Source organism: Streptomyces sp. NPDC048639, assembly GCF_043199075.1.
In the GTDB taxonomy this organism is placed as follows: Bacteria; Actinomycetota; Actinomycetes; order Streptomycetales; family Streptomycetaceae; genus Streptomyces.
This window is the reverse complement of sequence record NZ_JBICVP010000006.1, coordinates 514,608-535,136: the sequence shown is the minus strand read 5'-3', so window position 1 is coordinate 535,136 and position 20,529 is coordinate 514,608. Positions and strand designations below refer to the sequence as shown.

Annotated in this window: 19 protein-coding genes and 1 pseudogene; 7 read left to right on the top strand and 13 right to left on the bottom strand. The window is 72.1% G+C overall.

Annotated features, from left to right (window positions below):
* Positions 1 to 27: 27 nt before the first annotated feature.
* The 3 genes and pseudogenes from ACGFNH_RS19640 to ACGFNH_RS19630 all read right to left on the bottom strand — a co-directional run bounded on the left by ACGFNH_RS19640 (position 28) and on the right by ACGFNH_RS19630 (position 2,383).
* Entirely contained in the window at positions 28 to 993 is a 966-nt protein-coding gene (locus ACGFNH_RS19640; protein ID WP_393655290.1) for a YgfZ/GcvT domain-containing protein, read from the bottom strand.
* A 243-nt stretch (positions 994 to 1,236) separates the two neighbouring features.
* Positions 1,237 to 1,675, bottom strand: a pseudogene (locus tag ACGFNH_RS19635) (Fur family transcriptional regulator); the annotation flags it as partial.
* 144 nt (positions 1,676 to 1,819) lie between these two features.
* Complete coding sequence (locus ACGFNH_RS19630; protein WP_393655288.1) at positions 1,820 to 2,383, bottom strand: FABP family protein; 564 nt, start codon at positions 2,381 to 2,383, stop codon at positions 1,820 to 1,822.
* Between the two features lie 277 nt (positions 2,384 to 2,660).
* Here ACGFNH_RS19630 and ACGFNH_RS19625 point away from each other — a divergent pair, with 277 nt between their 5' ends.
* Positions 2,661 to 3,023, top strand: a complete 363-nt coding sequence (locus tag ACGFNH_RS19625) for a DsrE family protein (protein ID WP_393655286.1) — start codon at positions 2,661 to 2,663, stop codon at positions 3,021 to 3,023.
* 91 nt (positions 3,024 to 3,114) lie between these two features.
* Here ACGFNH_RS19625 and ACGFNH_RS19620 read toward each other — a convergent pair whose 3' ends face one another.
* From ACGFNH_RS19620 to ACGFNH_RS19585, 8 genes are all read right to left on the bottom strand, one after another.
* Positions 3,115 to 3,372 carry a DUF3099 domain-containing protein gene (locus ACGFNH_RS19620; protein ID WP_393655284.1) on the bottom strand — a complete coding sequence of 86 codons (258 nt, stop codon included), beginning with the start codon at positions 3,370 to 3,372 and terminating at the stop codon, positions 3,115 to 3,117.
* A 305-nt stretch (positions 3,373 to 3,677) separates the two neighbouring features.
* On the bottom strand, positions 3,678 to 3,968 hold the full coding sequence (locus tag ACGFNH_RS19615; RefSeq protein ID WP_393655282.1) for a DUF1416 domain-containing protein: 291 nt from the start codon (positions 3,966 to 3,968) through the stop codon (positions 3,678 to 3,680).
* Between the two features lie 45 nt (positions 3,969 to 4,013).
* Positions 4,014 to 4,853, bottom strand: a complete 840-nt coding sequence (locus ACGFNH_RS19610; RefSeq protein WP_393655280.1) for a sulfurtransferase — start codon at positions 4,851 to 4,853, stop codon at positions 4,014 to 4,016.
* A 182-nt stretch (positions 4,854 to 5,035) separates the two neighbouring features.
* Positions 5,036 to 5,116, bottom strand: coding sequence for a putative leader peptide (locus ACGFNH_RS19605; protein WP_393655438.1), 81 nt, complete (start codon positions 5,114 to 5,116; stop codon positions 5,036 to 5,038).
* 380 nt (positions 5,117 to 5,496) lie between these two features.
* On the bottom strand, positions 5,497 to 6,207 hold the full coding sequence (locus tag ACGFNH_RS19600; RefSeq protein WP_393655278.1) for a DUF2993 domain-containing protein: 711 nt from the start codon (positions 6,205 to 6,207) through the stop codon (positions 5,497 to 5,499).
* Between the two features lie 279 nt (positions 6,208 to 6,486).
* Complete coding sequence (locus tag ACGFNH_RS19595) at positions 6,487 to 7,992, bottom strand: hypothetical protein (RefSeq protein WP_393655276.1); 1,506 nt, start codon at positions 7,990 to 7,992, stop codon at positions 6,487 to 6,489.
* A 10-nt stretch (positions 7,993 to 8,002) separates the two neighbouring features.
* Entirely contained in the window at positions 8,003 to 8,248 is a 246-nt protein-coding gene (locus ACGFNH_RS19590) for a MoaD/ThiS family protein (RefSeq protein ID WP_393655436.1), read from the bottom strand.
* Positions 8,249 to 8,562: 314 nt separating this feature from the next.
* Positions 8,563 to 9,705, bottom strand: a complete 1,143-nt coding sequence (locus ACGFNH_RS19585; protein WP_393655274.1) for an alpha/beta hydrolase — start codon at positions 9,703 to 9,705, stop codon at positions 8,563 to 8,565.
* Positions 9,706 to 9,991: 286 nt separating this feature from the next.
* Between ACGFNH_RS19585 and ACGFNH_RS19580 the strand changes: the two genes are divergently transcribed.
* The 5 genes from ACGFNH_RS19580 to ACGFNH_RS19560 all read left to right on the top strand — a co-directional run bounded on the left by ACGFNH_RS19580 (position 9,992) and on the right by ACGFNH_RS19560 (position 15,687).
* Positions 9,992 to 10,828: a response regulator transcription factor gene (locus ACGFNH_RS19580; RefSeq protein ID WP_393655272.1), complete on the top strand. Its 837-nt coding sequence runs from the start codon at positions 9,992 to 9,994 to the stop codon at positions 10,826 to 10,828.
* Between the two features lie 24 nt (positions 10,829 to 10,852).
* Complete coding sequence (locus ACGFNH_RS19575) at positions 10,853 to 11,875, top strand: LacI family DNA-binding transcriptional regulator (protein ID WP_393655270.1); 1,023 nt, start codon at positions 10,853 to 10,855, stop codon at positions 11,873 to 11,875.
* A 91-nt stretch (positions 11,876 to 11,966) separates the two neighbouring features.
* Positions 11,967 to 13,085, top strand: a complete 1,119-nt coding sequence (locus ACGFNH_RS19570) for a S1C family serine protease (RefSeq protein ID WP_393655268.1) — start codon at positions 11,967 to 11,969, stop codon at positions 13,083 to 13,085.
* Between the two features lie 78 nt (positions 13,086 to 13,163).
* Positions 13,164 to 13,895 carry a response regulator transcription factor gene (locus tag ACGFNH_RS19565; RefSeq protein WP_393655266.1) on the top strand — a complete coding sequence of 244 codons (732 nt, stop codon included), beginning with the start codon at positions 13,164 to 13,166 and terminating at the stop codon, positions 13,893 to 13,895.
* 163 nt (positions 13,896 to 14,058) lie between these two features.
* Positions 14,059 to 15,687, top strand: a complete 1,629-nt coding sequence (locus ACGFNH_RS19560; protein ID WP_393655434.1) for a sensor histidine kinase — start codon at positions 14,059 to 14,061, stop codon at positions 15,685 to 15,687.
* 73 nt (positions 15,688 to 15,760) lie between these two features.
* On the opposite strand, the gene ACGFNH_RS19555 is transcribed toward ACGFNH_RS19560, so the two are convergent.
* The gene (locus ACGFNH_RS19555) at positions 15,761 to 17,143 is read right to left on the bottom strand and encodes a DUF2993 domain-containing protein (protein ID WP_393655264.1); all 1,383 of its coding nucleotides are present in this window, start codon (positions 17,141 to 17,143) and stop codon (positions 15,761 to 15,763) included.
* Positions 17,144 to 17,430: 287 nt separating this feature from the next.
* On the bottom strand, positions 17,431 to 19,251 hold the full coding sequence (locus tag ACGFNH_RS19550; RefSeq protein ID WP_393655263.1) for a bifunctional metallophosphatase/5'-nucleotidase: 1,821 nt from the start codon (positions 19,249 to 19,251) through the stop codon (positions 17,431 to 17,433).
* 317 nt (positions 19,252 to 19,568) lie between these two features.
* On the opposite strand from ACGFNH_RS19550, the gene mshD reads away from it, so the two are divergent.
* The gene (gene mshD / locus ACGFNH_RS19545) at positions 19,569 to 20,519 is read left to right on the top strand and encodes a mycothiol synthase (protein ID WP_393655261.1); all 951 of its coding nucleotides are present in this window, start codon (positions 19,569 to 19,571) and stop codon (positions 20,517 to 20,519) included.
* Positions 20,520 to 20,529: the final 10 nt, after the last annotated feature.

Genomic DNA, 20,529 nt, shown 5'->3' with positions numbered 1-20,529 from the left:
TTGTTCAGCCCCTTCCGCGCGGTTTCCCTAGGGCTCGACGACGACTTCCTGCGCCGCCGCCGTCGTATCGGCGATCAACTGCGCATCCGTGGGCACGTTCCGCTTGACCAGTGCCAGCGCGATCGGCCCCAACTCGTGGTGGCGCGCCGACGTCGTGACGAAGCCGAGCTGCCGCCCCTCCTCGCCGTCCGCAGCCAGCCGTACGGGCGCCCCGTGGCCGGGCAGCTTCACCTCGCTGCCGTCCAGATGCAGAAAGACCAGGCGGCGCGGCGGCTTCCCCAGGTTGTGGACACGGGCCACGGTCTCCTGACCGCGGTAGCAGCCCTTGTCCAGATGGACCGCCGACTCCAGCCAGCCCAGCTCGTGCGGGATCGTCCGGTGGTCGGTCTCCAGGCCGAACCGCGGCCGGTGACCCTCCACGCGCAGAGCCTCCATCGCCATGATGCCGATGGCCGGACCGTTCGCCTCGGCGAAGGACTCCAGGCCGGAGCGCGGCAGGAAGAGGTCCCGGCCGTGCGCGGTCTCCCGTACGGCGACGCCGTCCGGTGTCCCGGTGATGGAGCCGGCGGGCAGGTGCACGACCGCGTAGTCGCCGGTGGCGTCCTTCACCTCGACCCGGTAGAAGAACTTCATGCTCTCCAGGTAGGCGATGAGATCGCCTTGCGTGCCCGGCTCGACATGGGCCCAGGTCGTCTCGCCGTCGTCCACGAGATAGAGGGCGTGCTCGATGTGGCCGTGCGGCGACAGGACCAGGGCTTCGGTGGCCCGGCCCGGCGGCAGTTCGCTGACGTGCTGGGTGAGGAGCAGGTGCAGCCAGCTCAGCCGTTCCGCACCGCTGATCGTGACCACTCCGCGGTGCGAGAGGTCGACGAAGCCGGTGCCGTCGGCGAGCGTGCGCTGCTCGCGGAACAGATCGCCGTAGTGGGCGGCGACGCCTTCGTCCGGGGCCTCGGCGGGGACGGCGCCGGGCAGCGACAGCAGGGGGCTCTTCATGGCTATTAGCCTACGGTCCGGTCCGCGGTCCGCCAGGGCGCCCCGTGCCCCTTCCGGCCGGTGATCCGCCACGCGCTCCGGCCGGTGCTCCCGTACACGCTCCCCGGGCCGGTTTTTCGCCCGTGCCCACCGAGCCTGTCCCCGTCGCATCGCCCGTGCCCACCGAGCCTGTCCCCGTCGCATCGCCTGTGCCCGCATCGCCTGTGCCCGCATCGCCTGTGCCCGCTGCATCGCCTGTGCCCGCCGCCTCGGATCCCCCGGCCGCGGCGGCCGTGCAGTCGCGGCACCTGCCGAAGATCGCGAAGTGCTTGAGATCCGTGTCGAACCCGAACGTCGCGCGCAGCTCCCGCGTGAAGCCCTCCGCCACCGACACATCGGCCTCGATCACGTCCGAGCAGTCCCGGCACACCAGATGCAGATGATGGTGCCGGTCCGCCAGGTGGTACGTGGGCGCGCCGTGACCCAGGTGGGCATGGCTGACCAGCCCGAGTTCCTCCAGCAGCTCCAGCGTCCGGTAGACCGTGGAGATGTTCACGCCACCTGCGGTGCGCCGCACCTCGGTGAGGATGTCGTCGGGAGTCGCGTGCTCCAGCTTGTCCACGGCCTCCAGCACGAGCTGGCGCTGCGGGGTCAGCCGGTACCCGCGCCTTCTGAGATCGCTCTGCCAGTCGGTGGTCACCACATGGTCAGTGTAGGAGGAGAGCGGCGGTGACGGCCGGGGCCGCGGCCCGCGGCGAGGAGCGGGAAGTCGCCGGCGCGAGGCGGACCGGCGACGGACCGACCGCCGGGCCGGCGCGAAGGAGGGCCGAAGCGGGGAAGCGGCGGCCTACTTGAAGAAGGCGATGCCGTCGTCCGGCAGATCCTTGAGGTCCTTGGCCCACTCGCGCGGGTCGACGACCTTCTTGAGCTGGGCCGACATGTAGGGACGCAGCTCGACCTCCGGGGTGGCCTTCTCGCCGACCCACATCAGGTCGCCGTTCACATAGCCGTAGAGCCGCTTGCCGCCGGAGTACGGGCCGGAGGCGGCGGTACGGGCCACGGCGTCGGTCGCCAGGTCGATCTGCGGCTTCTGGTCGGCCAGCTCGCCGTACCAGACCTCGGCGACACCCTGGTCGCGGACCATGACGGCCTCGACCTTGCGGTCCTTGCCGATCCGCCAGAAGCCCGTCTCGGTCTCCAGCGGACGGACCTTCTTGCCCTCGCTGTCCAGAACCCAGGTGTGCGAGACGTACTCGAGGAAGTCCCGGCCGTCGTGGCCGAAGGTCACTTCCTGGCCGAAGTTGCACTTCTCGTCGCCGGGGAAGTCGAAGACGCCGGCGCCTTCCCAGCGGCCGAGGAGGAAGACGAGGGGGACGAGGTCCGGGTGGAGGTCGGACGGGATCTCGATCATGAACTCAGGCGATCTGTGGGAGGGATGTGGCCTGCGGCGGTCAGCGCTGGCCCTGGAAGAGCTTCTTCACGGTCAGCCCCGCGAACGCGACCACACCGACGGCGACGAGGACCAGCATGGCGGTGAAGAATGCATCAAGCACGAGCGCGCTCCTCGGCGGATCTGCGGGTGACGGGTTCTTGAATCCTCCGTCGATTCTAATCGGCGCCCGAAGCGGATCCGAGCAGCCCCCCTGGTCGGCGGCGGACCCGCTCCCGCGCGGCCATAGAGTTTCCCCATGGCGAAGAAGCTCGTGATCAAGGTGACAGCCGGTGCGGATGCGCCGGAGCGGTGCTCGCAGGCGTTCACGGTGGCGGCGGTCGCCGTGGCCAGTGGTGTCGAGGTCTCGCTCTGGCTGACCGGCGAATCCGCGTGGTTCGCGCTGCCGGACAAGGCGGCGGAGTTCGAGCTCCCGCACGCCGCCCCGCTGCCCGAGCTGCTGGACGCGGTGCTCGCGGGCGGGCAGGTCACGCTGTGCACGCAGTGCGCGGCGCGCCGGGACATCACGGAGAAGGACGTACTCGACGGGGTGCGGATCGCGGGGGCCCAGGTCTTCGTGAGCGAGGCCGTGGGGGACGAGGCGCAGGCGCTCGTCTACTGACCGGGACGCTCGGCCGTCGCCGTACGGGCCGTTCGCCCGCTCCTCTCGACCGCCTGCTCCGTTCGACCGCCTGCTCCGTGGTCGACGACCCCTAGCGGCGGTTCTTGCCGTCGAGTTCGTCCCACCACTGGTCGGACTGCGGATCCCCCGAGGGGTCGTCCCACCAGCGGTCGTCGGGGCCCCGGCGGTTCGCGACGATCGCGGCGACCGGCGGGATGACCATGGCGACGACGCACATGCCGACCGCGGCGGGTACCGACCACAGCCGTACGACACCCCAGGCCAGCACGAACAGCCCCACGCACAGCCCCATGAGGACGAAGTAGCGCCGTCGTCGCACCGCGTACATGACTCCAGCGTACGACCGGAACGGCCGCCTGTCCGGGATGGATCCGGCCGCTCCTGAACACTGCCCTGAACGGCTCCGGAGCGGCTCCGGAGCGGGTCAGGAGCGGCTCCCGGAGCAGCTTGGGAGCGGCTCGGGGGCGTCTCGGAGGCGACTGGGGGGCGATTCGGGGGCGGTTCCGGAACGGTTCCGGGCACGGCGGAGGGCCGCACCCCGCAGAGCTGTCCAACCCTGGGATGCGGCCCTCCCGCCCGGGAAGCCGTGACGAGCGTCGCGCCGACGCCCGCCGTGCCGGCTGCCGGATGCCGTCAGACGGCGATCGCGATGTCGGCCGCGGCGCCCTGCTGGGCGACGACCGTACGGTCCACCGTTCCGCCCGGCACGAGGGCGCGCAGCGTCCAGGTGCCCGGGGCGGCGAAGAACCGGAACTGGCCGGTCGCCGAGGTCGGGACCTCGGCCGTGAACTCGCCGCCGCCGTCGAGCAGGCGGACGTAGCCCGAGACGGGCTCGCCGTCGCGGGTCACCGAACCCTGGATGATCGTCTCCTTGGCCACGTCAACGCCTGCCAGGTCGGGGCCGCCGGCTGTTGCTCCACACATGTGCGTCCTTCTTCTTTCGGGAGGGGATCGGCCGTAGGCCAGGGGTCACTTGGCGGCGCCGAGCTCGATCGGCACGCCGACGAGGGAGCCGTACTCGGTCCAGGAACCGTCGTAGTTCTTGACGTTCTCCTGGCCGAGCAGCTCGTGCAGCACGAACCAGGTGAGCGCGGAGCGCTCGCCGATCCGGCAGTACGCGATGGTGTCCTTCGACAGGTCGACCCGCTCGTCCTCGTAGAGGGCCTTGAGCTCGTCGTCCGACTTGAAGGTGCCGTCGTCGTTGGCGTTCTTCGACCACGGGATGTTGCGGGCGCTCGGCACGTGGCCGGGGCGCTGCGACTGCTCCTGCGGCAGGTGCGCCGGGGCGAGCAGCTTGCCGCTGAACTCGTCGGGGGAGCGCACGTCGACCAGGTTGTCGCTGCCGATGGCGGCCACGACGTCGTCGCGGAAGGCGCGGATCGCGGTGTTCTGGGCCTTGGCCTTGTAGTCCGTGGCCGGGCGCTCCGGGACGGCCTCGACCAGGTCGCGGGAGTCGAGCTCCCACTTCTTGCGCCCGCCGTCGAGGAGCTTCACGCTCTCGTGGCCGTAGAGCTTGAAGTACCAGTAGGCGTAGGAGGCGAACCAGTTGTTGTTGCCGCCGTAGAGGATCACCGTGTCGTCGTTGGCGATGCCCTTCTCCGACAGCAGCTTCTCGAAGCCGTCCTGGTCGATGAAGTCACGGCGCACCGGGTCCTGGAGGTCCTGCTTCCAGTCGATGCGTACGGCGTTGCGGATGTGGTTCTTTTCGTAGGCCGAGGTGTCCTCGTCTACCTCCACGACGACCACCTTCGGGTCGTCGAGGTGGGCCTCGACCCAGTCGGCGTCCACGAGGACGTCACTGCGGCTCATGTTCTTCTCCTCCGGGGCTGGGTGCACCCCCAGGTGAAGTGCTGGGGGCGGCGGATTTCGCGAGCGGTTGCGGGCTGTGCGGGGGCGCGCGACGGTACGAATGCGCGAAGAGGGCGCGCCGCTTCGATGAGCGGGGGCGGCCCGCAAAGGGCCTGCGGAGAGCGGGAGTCGGGGACTCCGCTTCAGAAGCTGCGACAGAGCATCGCGGCGACACGGCACAAGTCGACTGCCCGCCGCTTCGTGAGATCCGCCTGTCGAGTCATGCCTCGATCGTAAGGAGGGCGGGTGAGCATGTCACCGACGTGTCAAATAATGAGACGCGGATATCCGCGATGCGGGATTCGGGTCGGCCGATTCCGAGCGTTCCGGGCTCCTGTGGCCTGGCGGGCGCCTCGCTATCTGCGGTACGGACGGGCGCGTCTCGCTCTGCGGACGTGCCGACCCCTGAGCCCCTGGTCGGCGGGGTTTTCGCCGTGCCGAAGTGCCGCCGTGCCGCAGTGCCGCCGTGCCGGGGGGTGCCCTCTGCCCCGTGCCACGCTCCGCCGCCGTGCTGCTCCCTGCCGACCGGCCCGCCCGGTGTGCGCTCCGCCGGTGCGCTCCGCCGGTGTGCGCCCCGCCGGTGTGCGGCCGGGCCGGGCTCGCGTCAGCCCGCCAGCTGCACCTGGCTGCCGGTGACCCCGATGTCGACACCGTCGGGGGTCGCGACGACCTTGTCCAGTTCGATGCCCTTCGGCAGTCCGACGAGCTTGCGGTCGAAGTCGATCCGCTCGCGGACGACCTTCTCCAGGCCCGGCAGTTCCGAGCCCGGTACCGACTCGGCGCGCAGCCGGATCGTGTCGCCGTCCACGATGCTGACCGTGCTCACCACGCTCCGCCGAAAAGCCTGCCCGAGGACCGGGAGCTGAAGCTGCGCGGACACCTTCACCTGGCTCTTCCCCGCCTGGTCCTTGCCGCCGTATCCGACCGTGACGCCCTCGCTGGACGCCTTCGAGAGGTCCGCGTACGAGATGTGGGCCGAGCCGGTGGCGCGCGCCGCGGTGGCGGAGGAGAAGTCGCTCCCGAGCTCCACGTCGTGCAGCTCGGCGCTCATCCTGCCGACCCGGATCTCCCGGCCGCCCGCGCTGGCCGTGGCCCCGTCGAGCTTCACCTCGACCTCGTCGAGACGCTGGCTCGCCACCTGGGTGAGGAAGGGGAAGCCCTTGATCGAGACCTCGGGGTCGCCGCTCAGGCCCTGGGTGTTCCTGATCTTCTCCGCGGCCTCGTCCTCGGCGAGACCGACGGCAATACGGTCGGCGGCCACGAACAGGCCCCCCAGGACCACGGCGACGATCACGAATATTCGCAGTGCGCGCATTGAGCTGGCTTCCCCACCCTCTGGATCAGACCCGTTCAGATCCGCTGTCACGCGAGCCTAACGGCCCGGACGACGGAAGGGGAGGTTCACCCGAACGAGCGAGTTTGCGTCAGATGCCCGTCCTGAGCGAGGGCGTACGGGCGGGCAGGCTCAAGGGGCTTCAGAAGGGCGGGTGTTGACGGAGGGCCGGCAGCCGGGCGCACGGACACCGGTCGGACGTCCCTCGGGCCCGGGCCGGGCGCGTCCGTCAAGAGCGCCCGGGCGCCGGGCCCTTGGGCGTCAGCCCAGGGCCCGGCCCAGGACGTAGACGGCGGGCCCGGCCATGGCGAGCGGCAGCGCGACGCCCGCCGTCATGTGGACGAAACGGGACGGGTATTCGTAACTCGCCACCCGCAATCCGATCAGGGCGCAGCCGCCCGCGACCGCACCGAGCAGGGCCGCCGTGGAGCCGCCGATCCCCGTCGCACCACCCGCCACGATGCCCACGCCCGCGGCGGCGATGAGTGCGGCGGCGGGGGAGACGTACGGCGGCAGGCTCAGCGCACGGGTCAGCGCCGCCACGGCGACGGCGGCCGCACCGATGACCACGGCGTCCGAGGAGACGTCGACGGCGGCGAGATGGCCTGCGGCGAGCACGGTGAAGGCGGTGGAGGCGATGCCGGCCGTCAGCGCGTAGAGCCGCTCGTCCGCCGAACTGTGGTTGCGGAGCTGGAGGACCAGGACGAGGAGGCACCAGACGCCGAGGGTGCCCAGCGCCACGGTCGGCGCGTACTGGCGTGCGGTCGCCAGGAGCGCGATGTCGGTGGCCAGTCCGCCCGCGAAGGCCAGGGCGATGCCCTGGCGGGCGGGCCACATGCCGTTGAGCCGGTACCAGCCCGCGGCCGTCAGCGCCTGCAGAAGGACGACGGGCACGGCGAGTACGAAGGGGCCGAACGGCCCGTGCACCAGCGCGGAGAGACCCAGCAGCGCCGACAGTGCGGCCGTGAGCAGCGCGGGCCGCATCCCCGGCGGAATGATCGGCGAACGCCCCTCGGCACGGGCCCGCTGGGCGGGAGTGAGGGACGTGGCGGACGTCGCCGGGCGGGCGGATGGGGCGACGGCGGCGGGCGCGCCGCCCGTGTGGCCCGGGCCCTCGCCCTCGGAGTGCGCCCGCGCCCCGGACGAGTGGCCGGGGAGCGGGGTGTGCCCGCCGGCTGGCGCGTGACCGGGCGCATGCGCCTGCGGCTGTGCCGACGGCTGGGCGGCGCCCGGCATCGGTGCGGGGCCGGGCGTGTGCGTGCGGCCCGGGGCCTGGGCGTAGCCGGGCGCCTGGGGGTGACCCGCGGCCTGCAGGGGGCCGGGTGCCGGGGCGCGGCCGGGCGCCTGCATGTGGTGCGGTCCGGGCTGCTCCGGCGGGAGGGGGCCGGGAGCGTGGGGCTGTTGCTGGTACGGCGGCAGATGCTGGAACTGCCCGCTGTCCTGGTGCGTCAGGCCCCGCCAGGACTGCGTCTGCGGATCCTCGGAGGAAGGCGGCCCGCCCTGTGCGCCCGGCTGCGGCCAGTCCCCGCCCTCCGGCGGCGGTCCCGGCGGTCCCGGCGGTCCCGGCGTTCCGGGCGGTCCGTAGGGCCCGGGCTGCACCGGCTGCGGGGCCTGCTGCGCGTACGGATCGTGGGGCCTGTAGGCGTGGCGTGCTTCGTACGGCGGCTGGTGATGCGGGTCGCCCGGGCGAGAGCCGTACGGATCGTGCTGTGCGTACGGATCCTGCTGCCCGTACGGCCCGTCCGGATTCTGCGGCTGGTCGTTCATCGCGTCGCGCTCACCCTCCTGCGAACGGCGGGAGCACCTCGACCGTGCCGCCCTCGGCCAGTGTGACCGTCTCATGGCTGCGGGTCCCGACCGGGGTCCCGTCGACGAGGAAGGAACAACGCCGGAGCACGCGGGCGAACTCGGGCCGCTCGCTGTGCCGTTGGCGCGCCGCGTCGAGGGCGTCGGCGAGGGTCGCGGCCTCGTACGGTTCCTCCGCCGTCCCGGCCGCCGCCTTGGCCGCGGCCCAGTAGCGGATCGTGCCGTGGCCGCGGCCGCCTGCCGGGGCTGCGCCTGCCGGGCTGCCGGCGGTGCTCGTCCCGTCGGCTGCCGGCGTGCTCCCGGCGGTGCTCGCGCCCTCGGCCCGGGGGTCGCCCGGTTCGGCCGCGGCGGCGTGCGCGCGCGGGGTGGCCTGCGATGCGGCCATGGGGGCTCCTCTTCTCCGTCCTCGGCGGTCGGTGCGCTCCTCGCGGAGCGCCGCCCTCCATCATGGCGTGTGCGGCGGGCGGCCGGAGCGAGGCGTGCGTCCCCGGCCGTGGACGCACCGGATCGCGGCAGCGCCTCCGCACACGGCTAGCCCGCCGCCACCAGCCAGTCCGCGACCCGGTGCAGCAGCACGGCCTCCGCCGCGTTCTCCGCGTGTCCCAGGCCCTCCTCGATCCACAGCTCTGCCGCACCTTGCGGGGCGGCCGCGGCCAGCGAGTGCGGGTGGTCGAGCGGGAAGTACGGGTCGCGGTCGCCGTGGACGATCAGCAGGGGGACCGGCGGAATCAGCGGGACCGCTTCGACGGGCGAGAGCGGCACCGGATTCCAGTCCTTCGTATGGATACGGGTGCGCAGTCCGAAGCGGCCGACGAGCCGGCCGACCGGCCGCTGCACCACCCAGTGCAGTCGCCGCATCGGGGCGGTGCCGCGGTAGTACCACCGGGCGGGGGCGCTGATCGCCACGACGGCGTCGGTGTGGGTGCCGGGGAGGGACCGCGCGTCCGTGTTGCGGTCGCGCCCTGGCCGCCCGGCAGCATCCGCAGCGTCGGCCCGGTCGGCCCGGTCGGCCCGGTCCTCCGGGTCCGCCGCGTCGGCAGCGTCCGCCGCGGGGGGCCGATCCGTCGCGTCGGCCGCGTCTTCCGCCGGACGGCGGTGGAGCGCCGCGTGCCGGATCACCACGGAACCGCCCATCGAGAACCCGACGGTCGCCACCCGCGTATGCCCCAGGGACCGGGCCCACCGCACGGCGGCCGCCAGGTCGAGCACCTCGCGGTCGCCGACCGTCGACCGTCCGCCGGACCGCCCATGGCCGCGGAAGGAGAACGTGATCACGGCCGCGTGCCGGCCGAACGTCCGCGCAGCCCGCTGCAGTGCGGGGCGGTGCAGGGAACCGGTGAAGCCGTGGGCGACCACGATGGCCAGGCCGGCGGAGGGCGGCGCTCCGGCGCCCTGGCCGCCCGTGAAGTCGGGGCCGTCTGCAGAGTCCGGGCCGCCCGCGGACCCGGCGCCGCCTGCGGAGTCCGGGCGGTCCTCGCCGCCCGCGGAGCCCGCGTGGTCCGCCTCGTGGGCCTCGTCCGCGCTGCCCGGAGCGCCCGCCCAGGGCTCGTACGCGGCCTCGATCCGCACGCCGTCCTCCGTCAGCAGCGTCGTCCGCAGGTGTCCATGACGGATACCTGACGTGATCGAGGGAACACGGCTTCGTGCGAAGTCGGCCTCCGGCTCGGGACTCATGTGGGCTATTCTTGCTGCACAGAGGATCCGGGCAGTGCAGCCCCCGGGTCCTTTCGTGCTTTCAGGCGCATGGTGCGCGGGTGAGCGCGGGCGTGCTCCGTGGCGCGGGGCCGCCGCCGTACGACGGTACAGAGCCGTGCCGCAGACTCCCCCAGGCCTACTGGGTTGTGCCCCCGTACAGGGACCGAGGAGGAACCGACGTCATGGGCAAGCCAAGCGTGCGAAGTGTGCAGAGCCGTACGATCCGGACATACGGATACGTACCCACGACAGAAGGGGGCCGTCGATGAGCTCGCTGCTGCTGCTCACGAACGCCCTGCAGCCCTCGACCGAAGTCCTCCCCGCCCTCGGGCTGCTGCTGCACAGCGTGCGCGTGGCACCGGCGGAGGGCCCGGCGCTCGTGGACACCCCGGGCGCCGACGTGATCCTTGTCGACGGGCGGCGCGACCTCCCTCAGGTCCGGTCCCTGTGCCAGCTCCTGCGCTCCACCGGTCCCGGCAGCCCGCTCATCCTCGTGGTGACGGAGGGCGGTCTCGCGGCCGTCACCGCCGACTGGGGCGTCGACGACGTCCTGCTCGACACGGCGGGACCGGCCGAGGTCGAGGCCCGGCTGCGGCTTGCCATGGGCCGCCAGCAGATCACGGCCGACGACAGCCCGATGGAGATCCGCAACGGCGACCTGTCGGTGGACGAGGCGACCTACAGCGCCAAGCTCAAGGGCCGGGTCCTCGATCTGACCTTCAAGGAGTTCGAGCTGCTGAAGTACCTGGCGCAGCACCCGGGCCGGGTGTTCACGCGTGCGCAGCTCCTCCAGGAGGTGTGGGGCTACGACTACTTCGGCGGCACGCGGACCGTGGACGTCCACGTACGGCGCCTGCGCGCGAAGCTCGGGCCCGAGCACGAGTCGCTGATCGGAACCGTCCGCAACGTCGGTTACCGCTTCGTCACCCCGGAGAAGGCCGAGCGGGCTGCCGAGCGCGCCGCCAAGAGTGCCGTGAAGGCCGAGGCGGCGGACGCCGGCGGGGCCGCGGAGGAGCGCTCGGGCGGTACCGGACGCGAGGAGGGGCGCGAGGTGGCGCGGAACGGCGTACAAGCCGTTACCGCACGCCCGGCGAAGGGCTGAGTCATCACGCGTAGACTGCCCGCCGTGGCCAAGGTGACGCGTGACGATGTGGCAAGGCTGGCGGGGACCTCGACCGCGGTGGTCAGCTACGTCATCAATAACGGACCGAGGCCGGTCGCCCCGGCCACCCGCGAGCGAGTTCTCGCCGCCATCAAGGAGCTGGGCTACCGGCCCGACCGGGTGGCGCAGGCGATGGCGTCCCGGCGCACGGACCTCATAGGAATGATCGTCCCGGACGCGCGGCAGCCGTTCTTCGCGGAGATGGCCCACGCCGTGGAACAGGCCGCCGCCGACCGCGGAAAGATGGTGCTCGTCGGCAACTCCGACTACCTGGACGAGCGCGAGGTCCACTATCTGCGGGCGTTCCTCGGCATGCGCGTGGCCGGGCTCATCCTCGTCAGCCAGGGCCCCAGCGAGCACGCTGCCGCGGAGATCGACGCCTGGGACGCGCGCGTGGTGCTGCTGCACCGGCGTCCGGACGCGATCGACGACGTGGCCGTGGTGACCGACGACGTGGGCGGTGCCCAGCTCGCCACCCGCCACCTCCTGGAGCACGGGTACGCCTACGTGGCGTGCCTCGGCGGCGTGGAGTACACGCCGGTGATCGGTGACCCCGTGACCGACCATGTCGAAGGCTGGCGGCGCGCGATGCGCGAGGCCGGGCGGCCCACGGAGGGCCGCCTTTTCCACGCCCAGTACAACCGCTACGACGCGTACGAGGTGGCGCTGAAACTCCTCGGCGGCCCCGACCGGCCCCCGGCCATCGTGTGCGCCACCGACGACCAGGCGATCGGCGTGCTGCGCGCCGCGCGCGAACTGCGCATCGACGTGCCGGGGGAGCTGGCGGTCGCGGGATTCGACGACGTGAAGGAAGCGGCGCTGACCGATCCGCCGCTCACCACGGTCGCCTCGGACCGCGAGGCGATGGCGCGGGCCGCGGTGGACCTGGTCCTGGACGACGGGCTGCGGGTCGCCGGATCGCGGCGGGAGCGGTTGAAGCAGTTCCCGTCGGGGCTGGTGATCCGCAAGTCCTGCGGCTGCCACTGAGGGCAGTCCTCCGGGGGCACCGTCGATCTTCTGGTCCGGTTCTCAGGACGGTCTCAGCGGATTCTCATAGTGCGCGGTGAGAGTCGGTGGCATGACCGACAACGATGCGTTTCGCAATCCGTATCAGGGGCCGCGGATCCCGCAGCGGCCCTCGCACGAGCCGCCGGTGGCCGGACCCGGGGGCGTCACCATATGGCCGGGCGGCGGCAGTGCCGGTCCGGGCGGGGGACTTGGCGTTCCGGGCGGAGGCGGTACCGGTGACGGCGGCCATGGACCGGGTGGCGGCCGCGATGCGGGCCCGGTGCCGGGCGGTTCGCACCCGCGGGCGCGGAAGCCCGTCGCCCTGATCGCCGCCGTGGCCATCCTCGCCGCCGGAGTGGGCGGTGGCAGCGCGCTGTTCGTCGACCGACTCGCCGGCGGTTCGGGCGACAGCGGCAGCAGCTCCGTCGCCGGCACCGTCGCATCGAGCTCGGTCTCCACGGACGGCACCGTGTCGTCCGTCGCCAGTGCCGTCAGCCCGAGCGTCGTCGAGATCACCGCGACCTCGCAGAACGGCCGCTCGACCGGATCCGGCGTCATCACCACCGCGGACGGCGAGATCCTGACCAACAACCACGTCATCTCCGGCGCAGACTCGATCAAGATCACATTCAGTGACGGCAGGACGGCCACCGCCGAGGTCGTCGGCACCGACCCCGATCTCGACATGGCGCTGGTGAAGGCGCGGGACGTGAGCGGGCTGAAGCCGGCCGCGCTCGGCGACTCCGACCAGGTGAAGGTCGGCGACGAGGTCGTCGCCATCGGGTCCCCCGAGGGCCTGTCCGGCACCGTGACCAGCGGCATCATCTCCGCGCTCGACCGCAAGGTGACCGTCCAGAAGGAGGGGGACGAGGGCGGCAGGCAGCCGGGCGGCAACGACCGGTGGCCCTTCGAGTTCGGCGGCGGCCGGTACAACGGCGACGTCGGGGAGTCGACCACCACGTACAAGGCGCTGCAGACCGACGCCTCGCTCAACCCCGGCAACTCCGGCGGCGCCCTGGTCAACATGCGCGGCCAGATCGTCGGCATCAACTCGGCCATGTACGCACCGGCGTCGGCGACCGGCGCTCAGTCCGGCAGTGCGGGCAGCATCGGCCTCGGTTTCGCCATCCCCGTCAATGACGTCAAGAAGATCCTCGACGACCTGCGCGACGGCGGCAGTGGCGGCTGAGCCTCCGCCGCCGCCCCCGGCGTGCGAGGCTGACAGCGTCCGTCCGCCCTGCAGAAGACCACCGAGGTACGAGCCCGTATGAGTCCCGCCGAAGACGACCACCGGATCCTGATCGTCGACGACGAACCCGCCGTGCGCGAGGCCCTGCGGCGCAGCCTCGCGTTCGAGGGGTACGGCACCGAGCTGGCCGTCGACGGGCTCGATGCTCTGGAGAAGGTCGCGGCCCAGGAGCCCGATCTCGTCGTGCTGGATGTGCTGATGCCCCGGATGGACGGGCTGACCGCGGCCCGGAGGCTGCGCGCGCAGGGCGTACGCCTGCCCATCCTGATGCTGACGGCGCGCGACACGGTCGGCGACCGCGTCACCGGTCTGGACGCGGGCGCCGACGACTATCTGGTCAAGCCGTTCGAGCTGGACGAGTTGCTGGCCCGGATCCGGGCGCTACTGCGGCGCAGTTCGTACGCCGCGACCGCCGGGGTGCCCGAACCGCCGGACCATGTGCTGGCGTTCGGCGACCTGCGGATGGACCTCACCACGCGCGAGGTCACCCGCGGGGAGCGGGCGGTCCAGCTCACGCGGACGGAGTTCACGCTGCTGGAGATGTTCCTCTCCCACCCCCGCCAGGTGCTGACCCGCGAGCAGATCCTCAAGGCCGTCTGGGGCTTCGACTTCGAGCCGGCGTCCAACTCCCTGGACGTCTACGTGATGTATCTGCGCCGCAAGACCGAGGCCGGCGGGGAGCCGCGGATCGTGCACACGGTGCGCGGTGTCGGATACGCCCTGCGCGGCCCGGACGGCGGTACCCCATGAGCGCACGGCGGCAGCCCGGGCGAGCGCACGGCGGCACGGCATGCACGGCGGCACCGCATGCACGGGGGCACCCCATGCACGGTGGCGCCTCATGCACCGCGGCACCTCATGAACGGCGGCGTGTCATGATCGGCGGCCCCCGGTGACCGGGCGGCGGCACCGCATCGTGAGCCGCTTCCGCCGTCTGCCGCTGCGCTCACGGCTCGCCCTCCTCGCAGCGCTGGCCGTCGCGGTGGCGGTGGCGGTGTGCGCGACGGCGTGCTGGTTCCTGGTACGCGGCGCACTGATCGACTCCCTCGACGAGTCGCTGCGCGACAGCCGCGGCCGGTTCCCCGACCGCGCCGTCATCACGCTCCTCGACTCCGGCGACTGCCGGGCGACCCCGCCCCCGCAGAACGAGCAGGGGCTCGGCGACCCGTTCCGCTCCACCGTCCAGGTGGTGACGCGCGACGGCACCGGCTGTGTGGTCTTCGGGCGGCAGTCGCTGGACGTGACGCCCGAGGACACCGCTGTCGCGGGCGGCACGTCGGAGGAGGCCGTGCACAACGCGAAGGGCTCCAACGGTGCGGAGTACCGCGTCCTGACCACCCGGCTGCACGGCACCGATGCCGCGGTGTCGGTCGCCCGGCCGCTCGGCGAGGTCGACGACTCCCTCGACTCGCTCGCGCTGGTCCTCGGCCTGGTCGCCGGTATCGGTGTGGTCGGTGCGGCCAGTGCGGGGCTGTGGATCGCGCGGGCCGGGCTCAAACCGGTCGATCGGCTCACGGAGGCGGTCGAGCATGTGGCGCGTACGGAGGATCTGGCGATCCGTATCCCGGCCGACGGGGAGGACGAAATCGCCCGGCTGTCACGGTCGTTCAACGCGATGACCGCGGCGCTCGCGTCCTCCCGCGACCGGCAGCAGCAGCTCATCGCCGACGCGGGGCACGAACTGCGCACCCCGCTCACCTCGCTGCGCACCAACATCGAACTCCTGCTGCGCAGCGAGGAGACCGGCCGTGCGCTCCCGTCGGACGACCGGCGCGCACTGCTGGACTCGGTCCGCGCCCAGGTCGTCGAACTGGCCTCGCTCATCGGCGATCTGCAGGAGCTGTCCCGCCCCGACGCGGCGGCCGGGAGTGCGGGCGCGGAGGTCGTGGCGCTGCACGAGATCGCCGACCGGGCGGTTCAGCGGGCGCGTCCCCGCGGCAAGGGGCTGACGATCACGGCCGATCTCGACCCCTGGTACGTGCGCGGGGAATCCGCCGCCCTGGAGCGCGCCGTGATCAACCTCCTCGACAACGCGGTGAAGTTCTCCGGCGGTGACACCAACGCGCCGGCCGGGTCGGCCGGTGGCGAGAGCGCGCCGACTGGGTCGGGCGGTGACGAGAGCGCGCCGGCCGGATCCGGCGGTGACGGTGACGCGCCGGCCGCCGGGTCGGCCGGTGACGGTGACGGTGACGCGCCGGCCGGATCCGGCGGTGAGGAGAACGCGCGAGCCGAGGGCATCGGCGGCGCAGGCACGGGTGGTTCGGTCGAGGTCGCACTCAAGGGCGGGGAGCTGACCGTACGGGACCACGGGCCCGGCGTTCCGGCCGACGAACTCCCGCACGTCTTCGAGCGGTTCTGGCGCTCCCCCTCGGCGCGCAGCCTCCCGGGCTCCGGCCTCGGCCTGTCCATCGTCGCCCGCGCCGTCCGGCAGGCGGGCGGGCAAGTGGCCCTCCGCCCGGCGGAGGGGGGCGGAACCGTCGCCGTCGTCACCCTGCCCGGGGCCGACCGGCCGCCGCCCGCCCAGCCATGGCCCACTTGCTAGCCCGTGGCCCACTTGGGGCGGGTGCCCCGTGCCGTACTGTCCCCACACCGGCACGGGGCTCGCGGTGCGCTCCTCAGCGACGGGCCGCTTCGCCGAAGGGCAGGTCCATGCCGGACAGGTCGGCGCGGATGCCGTCCCGCTCCACCGAGATGTTCCGCAGTCGAAGGTAGCCCGGCACCTCAGGCAGTTCGAAGGCCAGCGAGAGCCGCTCCGAGAGCACCGGGGGTGTGAGCTTCGTCAGCCCCGCCAGCAGCGAACGGTCGACGCCGACCTTCTCCAGCAGCCAGGGGTGATCGGCCACCACATCGACGAGATTGAGTCCCATCGCCTGCTGCACGAAGCGCGGCGAACCGGTGATCTCGCTGATCCGCTCGTCGCTGCGGAGCGTCTCCTCCAGGGCCGACGGCGGCACGCCGAACCGCTGAGCCAGCGAGGGCACCGACAGCAGCGTCTTCGCCTGCGCCACGTTGCGCCTGACCTTCTCCGCGCCCTTGCGGGTGAGTTGCAGCCCGGCCTTCTTGCCGGGCCGGTACGTCGCCACGTCCGCGATGTCGAGCCGCATCCCGGTGATGTCGGTCTCGATGCCCCGGCCGCCCACACGCCGGATGTGGGCCTCGGCCTGCATCCGCAGCTCGTGGCCCGCGACCGGCAGCGTGCCCACCGCACGTACCGAGTTGCGGCCGCGCTCGGTGAACTTCACCTGCGAGGAGCCCAGTTCGCGGTTGAGGTCGTCGAAGGAGAGCAGCACGTCGCCCTCCATCCGTCCCACGACCGCGCCCTTGATGGACGAGGGGAGGCTGCCGGTCAGCCGGATGTTCCGCGCGGACGCCTCCACCTTCGCGATCGAGACGCGGTCGGCGGCGACGTCGGGAATGGCCACATCCACGCGGTCGAGGCGCTTGTCGGCCATCTGCGTCAGGAACGGGAAGCCATGGATGTCGACCTCCGGATCCGCCGCCAGATGAAGGGAGGTCTTCAGTTTCTCCTCGGCCTTCTTCTCCGCGTAGAGCACCGCCCAGCGGTCGGCGACCGTCAGGAACGCGGCGGCGACCACCACTGCGACGACGGCCTTCAGTGCCATCGGCAGCGCGGCGAACCGCCCACGGCGGCGGCGCGACCGGCGGTGGTCGGGCCGCGTCCAGGCGTCCTCGTCAGCGTCCTCGCGGAGGCCGAGTCCCAGCGGGTCGTCGTCATCCCGGTCGCCGGCGCCGGCCGGGGCGTAGGACGCGTAGTCCTCCTCGGGATCGGCGAGCGCCGCCAGATCCTCGTACGGATTGCGCGGCGTGGCAGACGCGGGCGCGTATGTCCCCACGACAGGGGCGGCTTCGCCGTAGGAGGCTCCGACCGGTACGGGTTCCGCGTAGGGGCCCTCGGCGTAGGGGCCGTCCGCGTACGCGGGCATGGCATAGGGGTCGGGCGCGCTGTGTCCTGGGGGTATGCGCGTGGGGGTTCGCATCGGGACATCCGATCATGTCAGCCACCCCCGACCGCAAGTTCTCAGGGCTGATGTCGGCCAGTGCGGCCGATGTCACACCGCGGCCCGGCCGGACACGGACTCGCGTCGGCATGCCCGCAGGCTGCCCGTCCCCGACGGCGAGGCACCTCATGACGATGCCGGAGTTCCTGCGACGGCCGGCCAGCAGCCGGGGACCGTACAGAGCGGCACCTCGCGGACAGGACGACGACGGCCCGGCGGGGTGGTGTCCCGCCGGGCCGTCGCCGGTGTTGCGTTGGTGGCTTCCGCTACTTCTTGACCTCGATCCGGTCCGCCTTCGGGGCGGGCAGGGGCTCAGAAGCCGAGGAGTGCTCGCCGAGGTACGCGATGAGCGCGTCCAGGTCGGACTTCCCGACCAGCTTGTTCTTGCCTTCCTTGAAGGCGGGGAAGCCGTCCCCGCCGCCGGAGAGGAACTCGTTCATCGCGACGCGGTAGGTCTTCGCGGGGTCGATCGCCGTGCCGTCGAGCTTCACCGAGTCCTTGACGATGCGGTCCGCGCCGGACTTCGTCATGTCCAGGGTGTAGGTGAAGCCCTTGGAGACCTGAAGGATCTTCGGCGACGCCTCGTTGGGCCCGCTGACCTGCTGCTGCAGGGCGGTGATGAGCTGTTCACCGGTCATGTCGATCGCGGTCATCATGTTGGTGAACGGCTGGACGGTGAAGCCCTCGCCGTACGTCACCACACCGTCGCCCTCGCCGCCCGACGCCTTGAGCACCAGGTCGGACCGGATACCGCCGGGGTTCATCAGCGCGATCTGCGCCCCGCCCTTGTCGGCGGGGGCCATGGCCTCGAGCTGGGCGTCCGAGATCAGATCTCCCAGCGGCGTCTCGGGAGTGGTCGCGCCCCGGCCGGGGATGTCGGCGGAGATGTGCCCGATGGGGCGGTTGGCGATCGGTGCGGCCAGCTTGTTCCAGCGCTTGATCAGCGAGGTCATGTCCTCGGCCTTGGGCTGGTCGCGGCGCACGACGTGGTTGGCCGACCCGACCTTGGTGCGGACGATGTCACCGGTGCGACGGTCGTACGTCAGCGTGGTGTCCGTGTAGAGCTTGCCGAACGAGGAAGCCGAAGTGACCATGCGCGGCTTGCCGTCCGGGTCCGGGATCGTGCACACGTACGCCTGGTGCGTGTGGCCGGTGACCAGCGCGTCGACCTTGGGCGTGATGCCCTTGGCGATCGTGGAGATCGGGCCCGAGATGCCGTCGCCCGGACCGGGGCTGTCGCAGTCGTAGTTGTAGTCGGGGGAGGCGGGCGAACCGCCCTCGTGGATGAGGGCGACGATCGACTTCACGCCGCGCCGCTGGAGTTCCTTGGCGTACTTGTTGACCGTCTTGATCTCGTCGTGGAACTTCAGGCCCTTGACGCCCTCGGCGGAGACGATGTCCGGGGTGCCCTCCAGGGTCACGCCGATGAAACCGATCTTGACGCCGTGCTTCTTCCAGATCGTGTACGGCTTGAGGATCGGCTTGCCGGTCTTCTCCTCGGTGACGTTGGCCGCGAGGTAGGGGAAGTCGGCACCCTTGAAGACCTTGCCGTCCTCGAAGCAGCCGTCCTTGGGGTGACAGCCGCCCTTCTGCATCCGCGTGAGTTCGGTCCTGCCCTCGTCGAACTCGTGGTTGCCGACGCTGGTGACGTCGAGCTTGAGCTTGTTCATCGCCTCGATGGTCGGCTCGTCGTGGAAGAGCCCGGAGACCAGCGGGCTCGCACCGACCATGTCGCCCGCGGCGGCGGTGACGCTGTATCGGTTGTCCTTGCGGGCCTTGCGCAGCGAGGTCGCGAGGTACTCGGCGCCGCCCGCGTCGATCTTCGTCGTGCTGCCGTCCGCGTTCTTCTCGGTCACCTGGCCCGAGGACCCGGCCGGGGGCTCCAGGTTGCCGTGGAAGTCGTTGAAGGAGAGCAACTGCACGTCGACGGTGCGGCCGTGGTGGTTGCCATGGCCGCCGCCGTGACGGTCGGCGGTCTCGGCTCCGGCCGGCAGGGCGGCGGTCAGGATGCCGGCCGCGGCGGCCAGCGCGGCCGCACCTGCCGTGAACCGGCGGACGGCGCGGCGACGTTGAGGTGTCGCTGGCATGAGTTCCCCTTCTGTGACAGCGAGATGCCGCGGAACGACGGTCCCGGGTCGGTGGCAGCCTACGGTCAACGCGCGTAGCGTGTCAGGACCGTTGAGGTAACGAGCACATTGCGCCTGGGGTGGATGATCACCACCTTGGCCGGACAACCGTGATGAAAGCGGCGAGTCGCTCTCCATGGCCGCAGGAAACGGCCGGTACGGCCCGGCCCGTCCCGCAGTCGCGAACACCCGCCCGGCGCGCCCGCCTCCGCGGATTCCTCCATCCCGCCCGTGCCCGGGTGGTCCTCCGCCGGGGCACCGGGTCGTAGGCTCAGGTCATGAGCAATCTGGTGGACGGTACGAGCGCCGCACGCAACATCGAGGTCCTCGACGAGGTAGGGCCCGAAGCGATGCCGGACGTACTGGAACTGCTCGAAGAAGCGGCCCGCGCCGACGGTCAGCAGGCCGTGTCGGAACAGGGCCGGCTCCAGCTCCGCGGCGGACGCCGCGACGGCGTACGGCATCTGCTGCTCCATGAGGACGGCGGCGAGGGCGGGCCCGTACTCGCCGGATACGCCCAGCTCGAGGTGACCGACCCGGTCGAGGCGCCGGCCGCCGAACTGGCCGTACGCCCCGACCGTCGCGGCCGCGGCCACGGACGCGCCCTCGGCAGCGCGCTCCTCGAGACCTCGGGCAAGAGGCTGCGGCTGTGGGCGCACGGTGGCCACCCCGCGGCACGTCATCTGGCGCAGGTACTCGGCCTCTCGCTCTTCCGCGAGCTGCGGCAGATGCGGCGGCCGCTGGCCGGACTCGACCTGGCGGAGCCGGTGCTGCCGGAGGGCGTGACCGTACGGACCTTCCGCCCGGGCGAGGACGACGCGGCATGGCTTGCCGCCAACGCCGCCGCCTTCGCCCACCACCCGGAGCAGGGCACGCTCACCCAACGGGACCTGGAGGACCGCATGGGGGAGCCCTGGTTCGACCCGCAGGGCTTCTTCCTGGCGGTGCGCCAAGAGCCGGAGGGCGAACGGGTCGTCGGCTTCCACTGGACGAAGATCCACGCCGAGGACCAGCTCGGCGAGGTGTACGTGCTGGGCGTCGTCCCCGGGGAGCAGGGAGGCGGCATGGGCAAGGCGCTCACGGCGGTGGGCCTGAGGCATCTGGAGGCCCAGGCCCTGCCGACCGCGATGCTCTACGTGGACGCGGACAACACCGCGGCGGTGACGGTCTACGAACGCCTGGGCTTCGTCACGCACGAGACGGACCTGATGTACCGCACGGAAACGTAGGCCTGCGCGC

Excerpts from the sequence above, each read along its gene's own strand:
- ACGFNH_RS19640 (WP_393655290.1), bottom strand. The coding sequence starts at position 993 with ATGAAGAGCCCCCTGCTGTCGCTGCCCGGCGCCGTCCCCGCCGAGGCC.
- ACGFNH_RS19630 (WP_393655288.1), bottom strand. The coding sequence starts at position 2,383 with ATGATCGAGATCCCGTCCGACCTCCACCCGGACCTCGTCCCCCTCGTC.
- ACGFNH_RS19625 (WP_393655286.1), top strand. The coding sequence starts at position 2,661 with ATGGCGAAGAAGCTCGTGATCAAGGTGACAGCCGGTGCGGATGCGCCG.
- ACGFNH_RS19620 (WP_393655284.1), bottom strand. The coding sequence starts at position 3,372 with ATGTACGCGGTGCGACGACGGCGCTACTTCGTCCTCATGGGGCTGTGC.
- ACGFNH_RS19615 (WP_393655282.1), bottom strand. The coding sequence starts at position 3,968 with ATGTGTGGAGCAACAGCCGGCGGCCCCGACCTGGCAGGCGTTGACGTG.
- ACGFNH_RS19610 (WP_393655280.1), bottom strand. The coding sequence starts at position 4,853 with ATGAGCCGCAGTGACGTCCTCGTGGACGCCGACTGGGTCGAGGCCCAC.
- ACGFNH_RS19605 (WP_393655438.1), bottom strand. The coding sequence starts at position 5,116 with ATGACTCGACAGGCGGATCTCACGAAGCGGCGGGCAGTCGACTTGTGC.
- ACGFNH_RS19600 (WP_393655278.1), bottom strand. The coding sequence starts at position 6,207 with ATGCGCGCACTGCGAATATTCGTGATCGTCGCCGTGGTCCTGGGGGGC.
- ACGFNH_RS19595 (WP_393655276.1), bottom strand. The coding sequence starts at position 7,992 with ATGAACGACCAGCCGCAGAATCCGGACGGGCCGTACGGGCAGCAGGAT.
- ACGFNH_RS19585 (WP_393655274.1), bottom strand. The coding sequence starts at position 9,705 with ATGAGTCCCGAGCCGGAGGCCGACTTCGCACGAAGCCGTGTTCCCTCG.
- ACGFNH_RS19580 (WP_393655272.1), top strand. The coding sequence starts at position 9,992 with ATGAGCTCGCTGCTGCTGCTCACGAACGCCCTGCAGCCCTCGACCGAA.
- ACGFNH_RS19570 (WP_393655268.1), top strand. The coding sequence starts at position 11,967 with ATGACCGACAACGATGCGTTTCGCAATCCGTATCAGGGGCCGCGGATC.
- ACGFNH_RS19565 (WP_393655266.1), top strand. The coding sequence starts at position 13,164 with ATGAGTCCCGCCGAAGACGACCACCGGATCCTGATCGTCGACGACGAA.
- ACGFNH_RS19555 (WP_393655264.1), bottom strand. The coding sequence starts at position 17,143 with ATGCGAACCCCCACGCGCATACCCCCAGGACACAGCGCGCCCGACCCC.
- ACGFNH_RS19550 (WP_393655263.1), bottom strand. The coding sequence starts at position 19,251 with ATGCCAGCGACACCTCAACGTCGCCGCGCCGTCCGCCGGTTCACGGCA.
- mshD (WP_393655261.1), top strand. The coding sequence starts at position 19,569 with ATGAGCAATCTGGTGGACGGTACGAGCGCCGCACGCAACATCGAGGTC.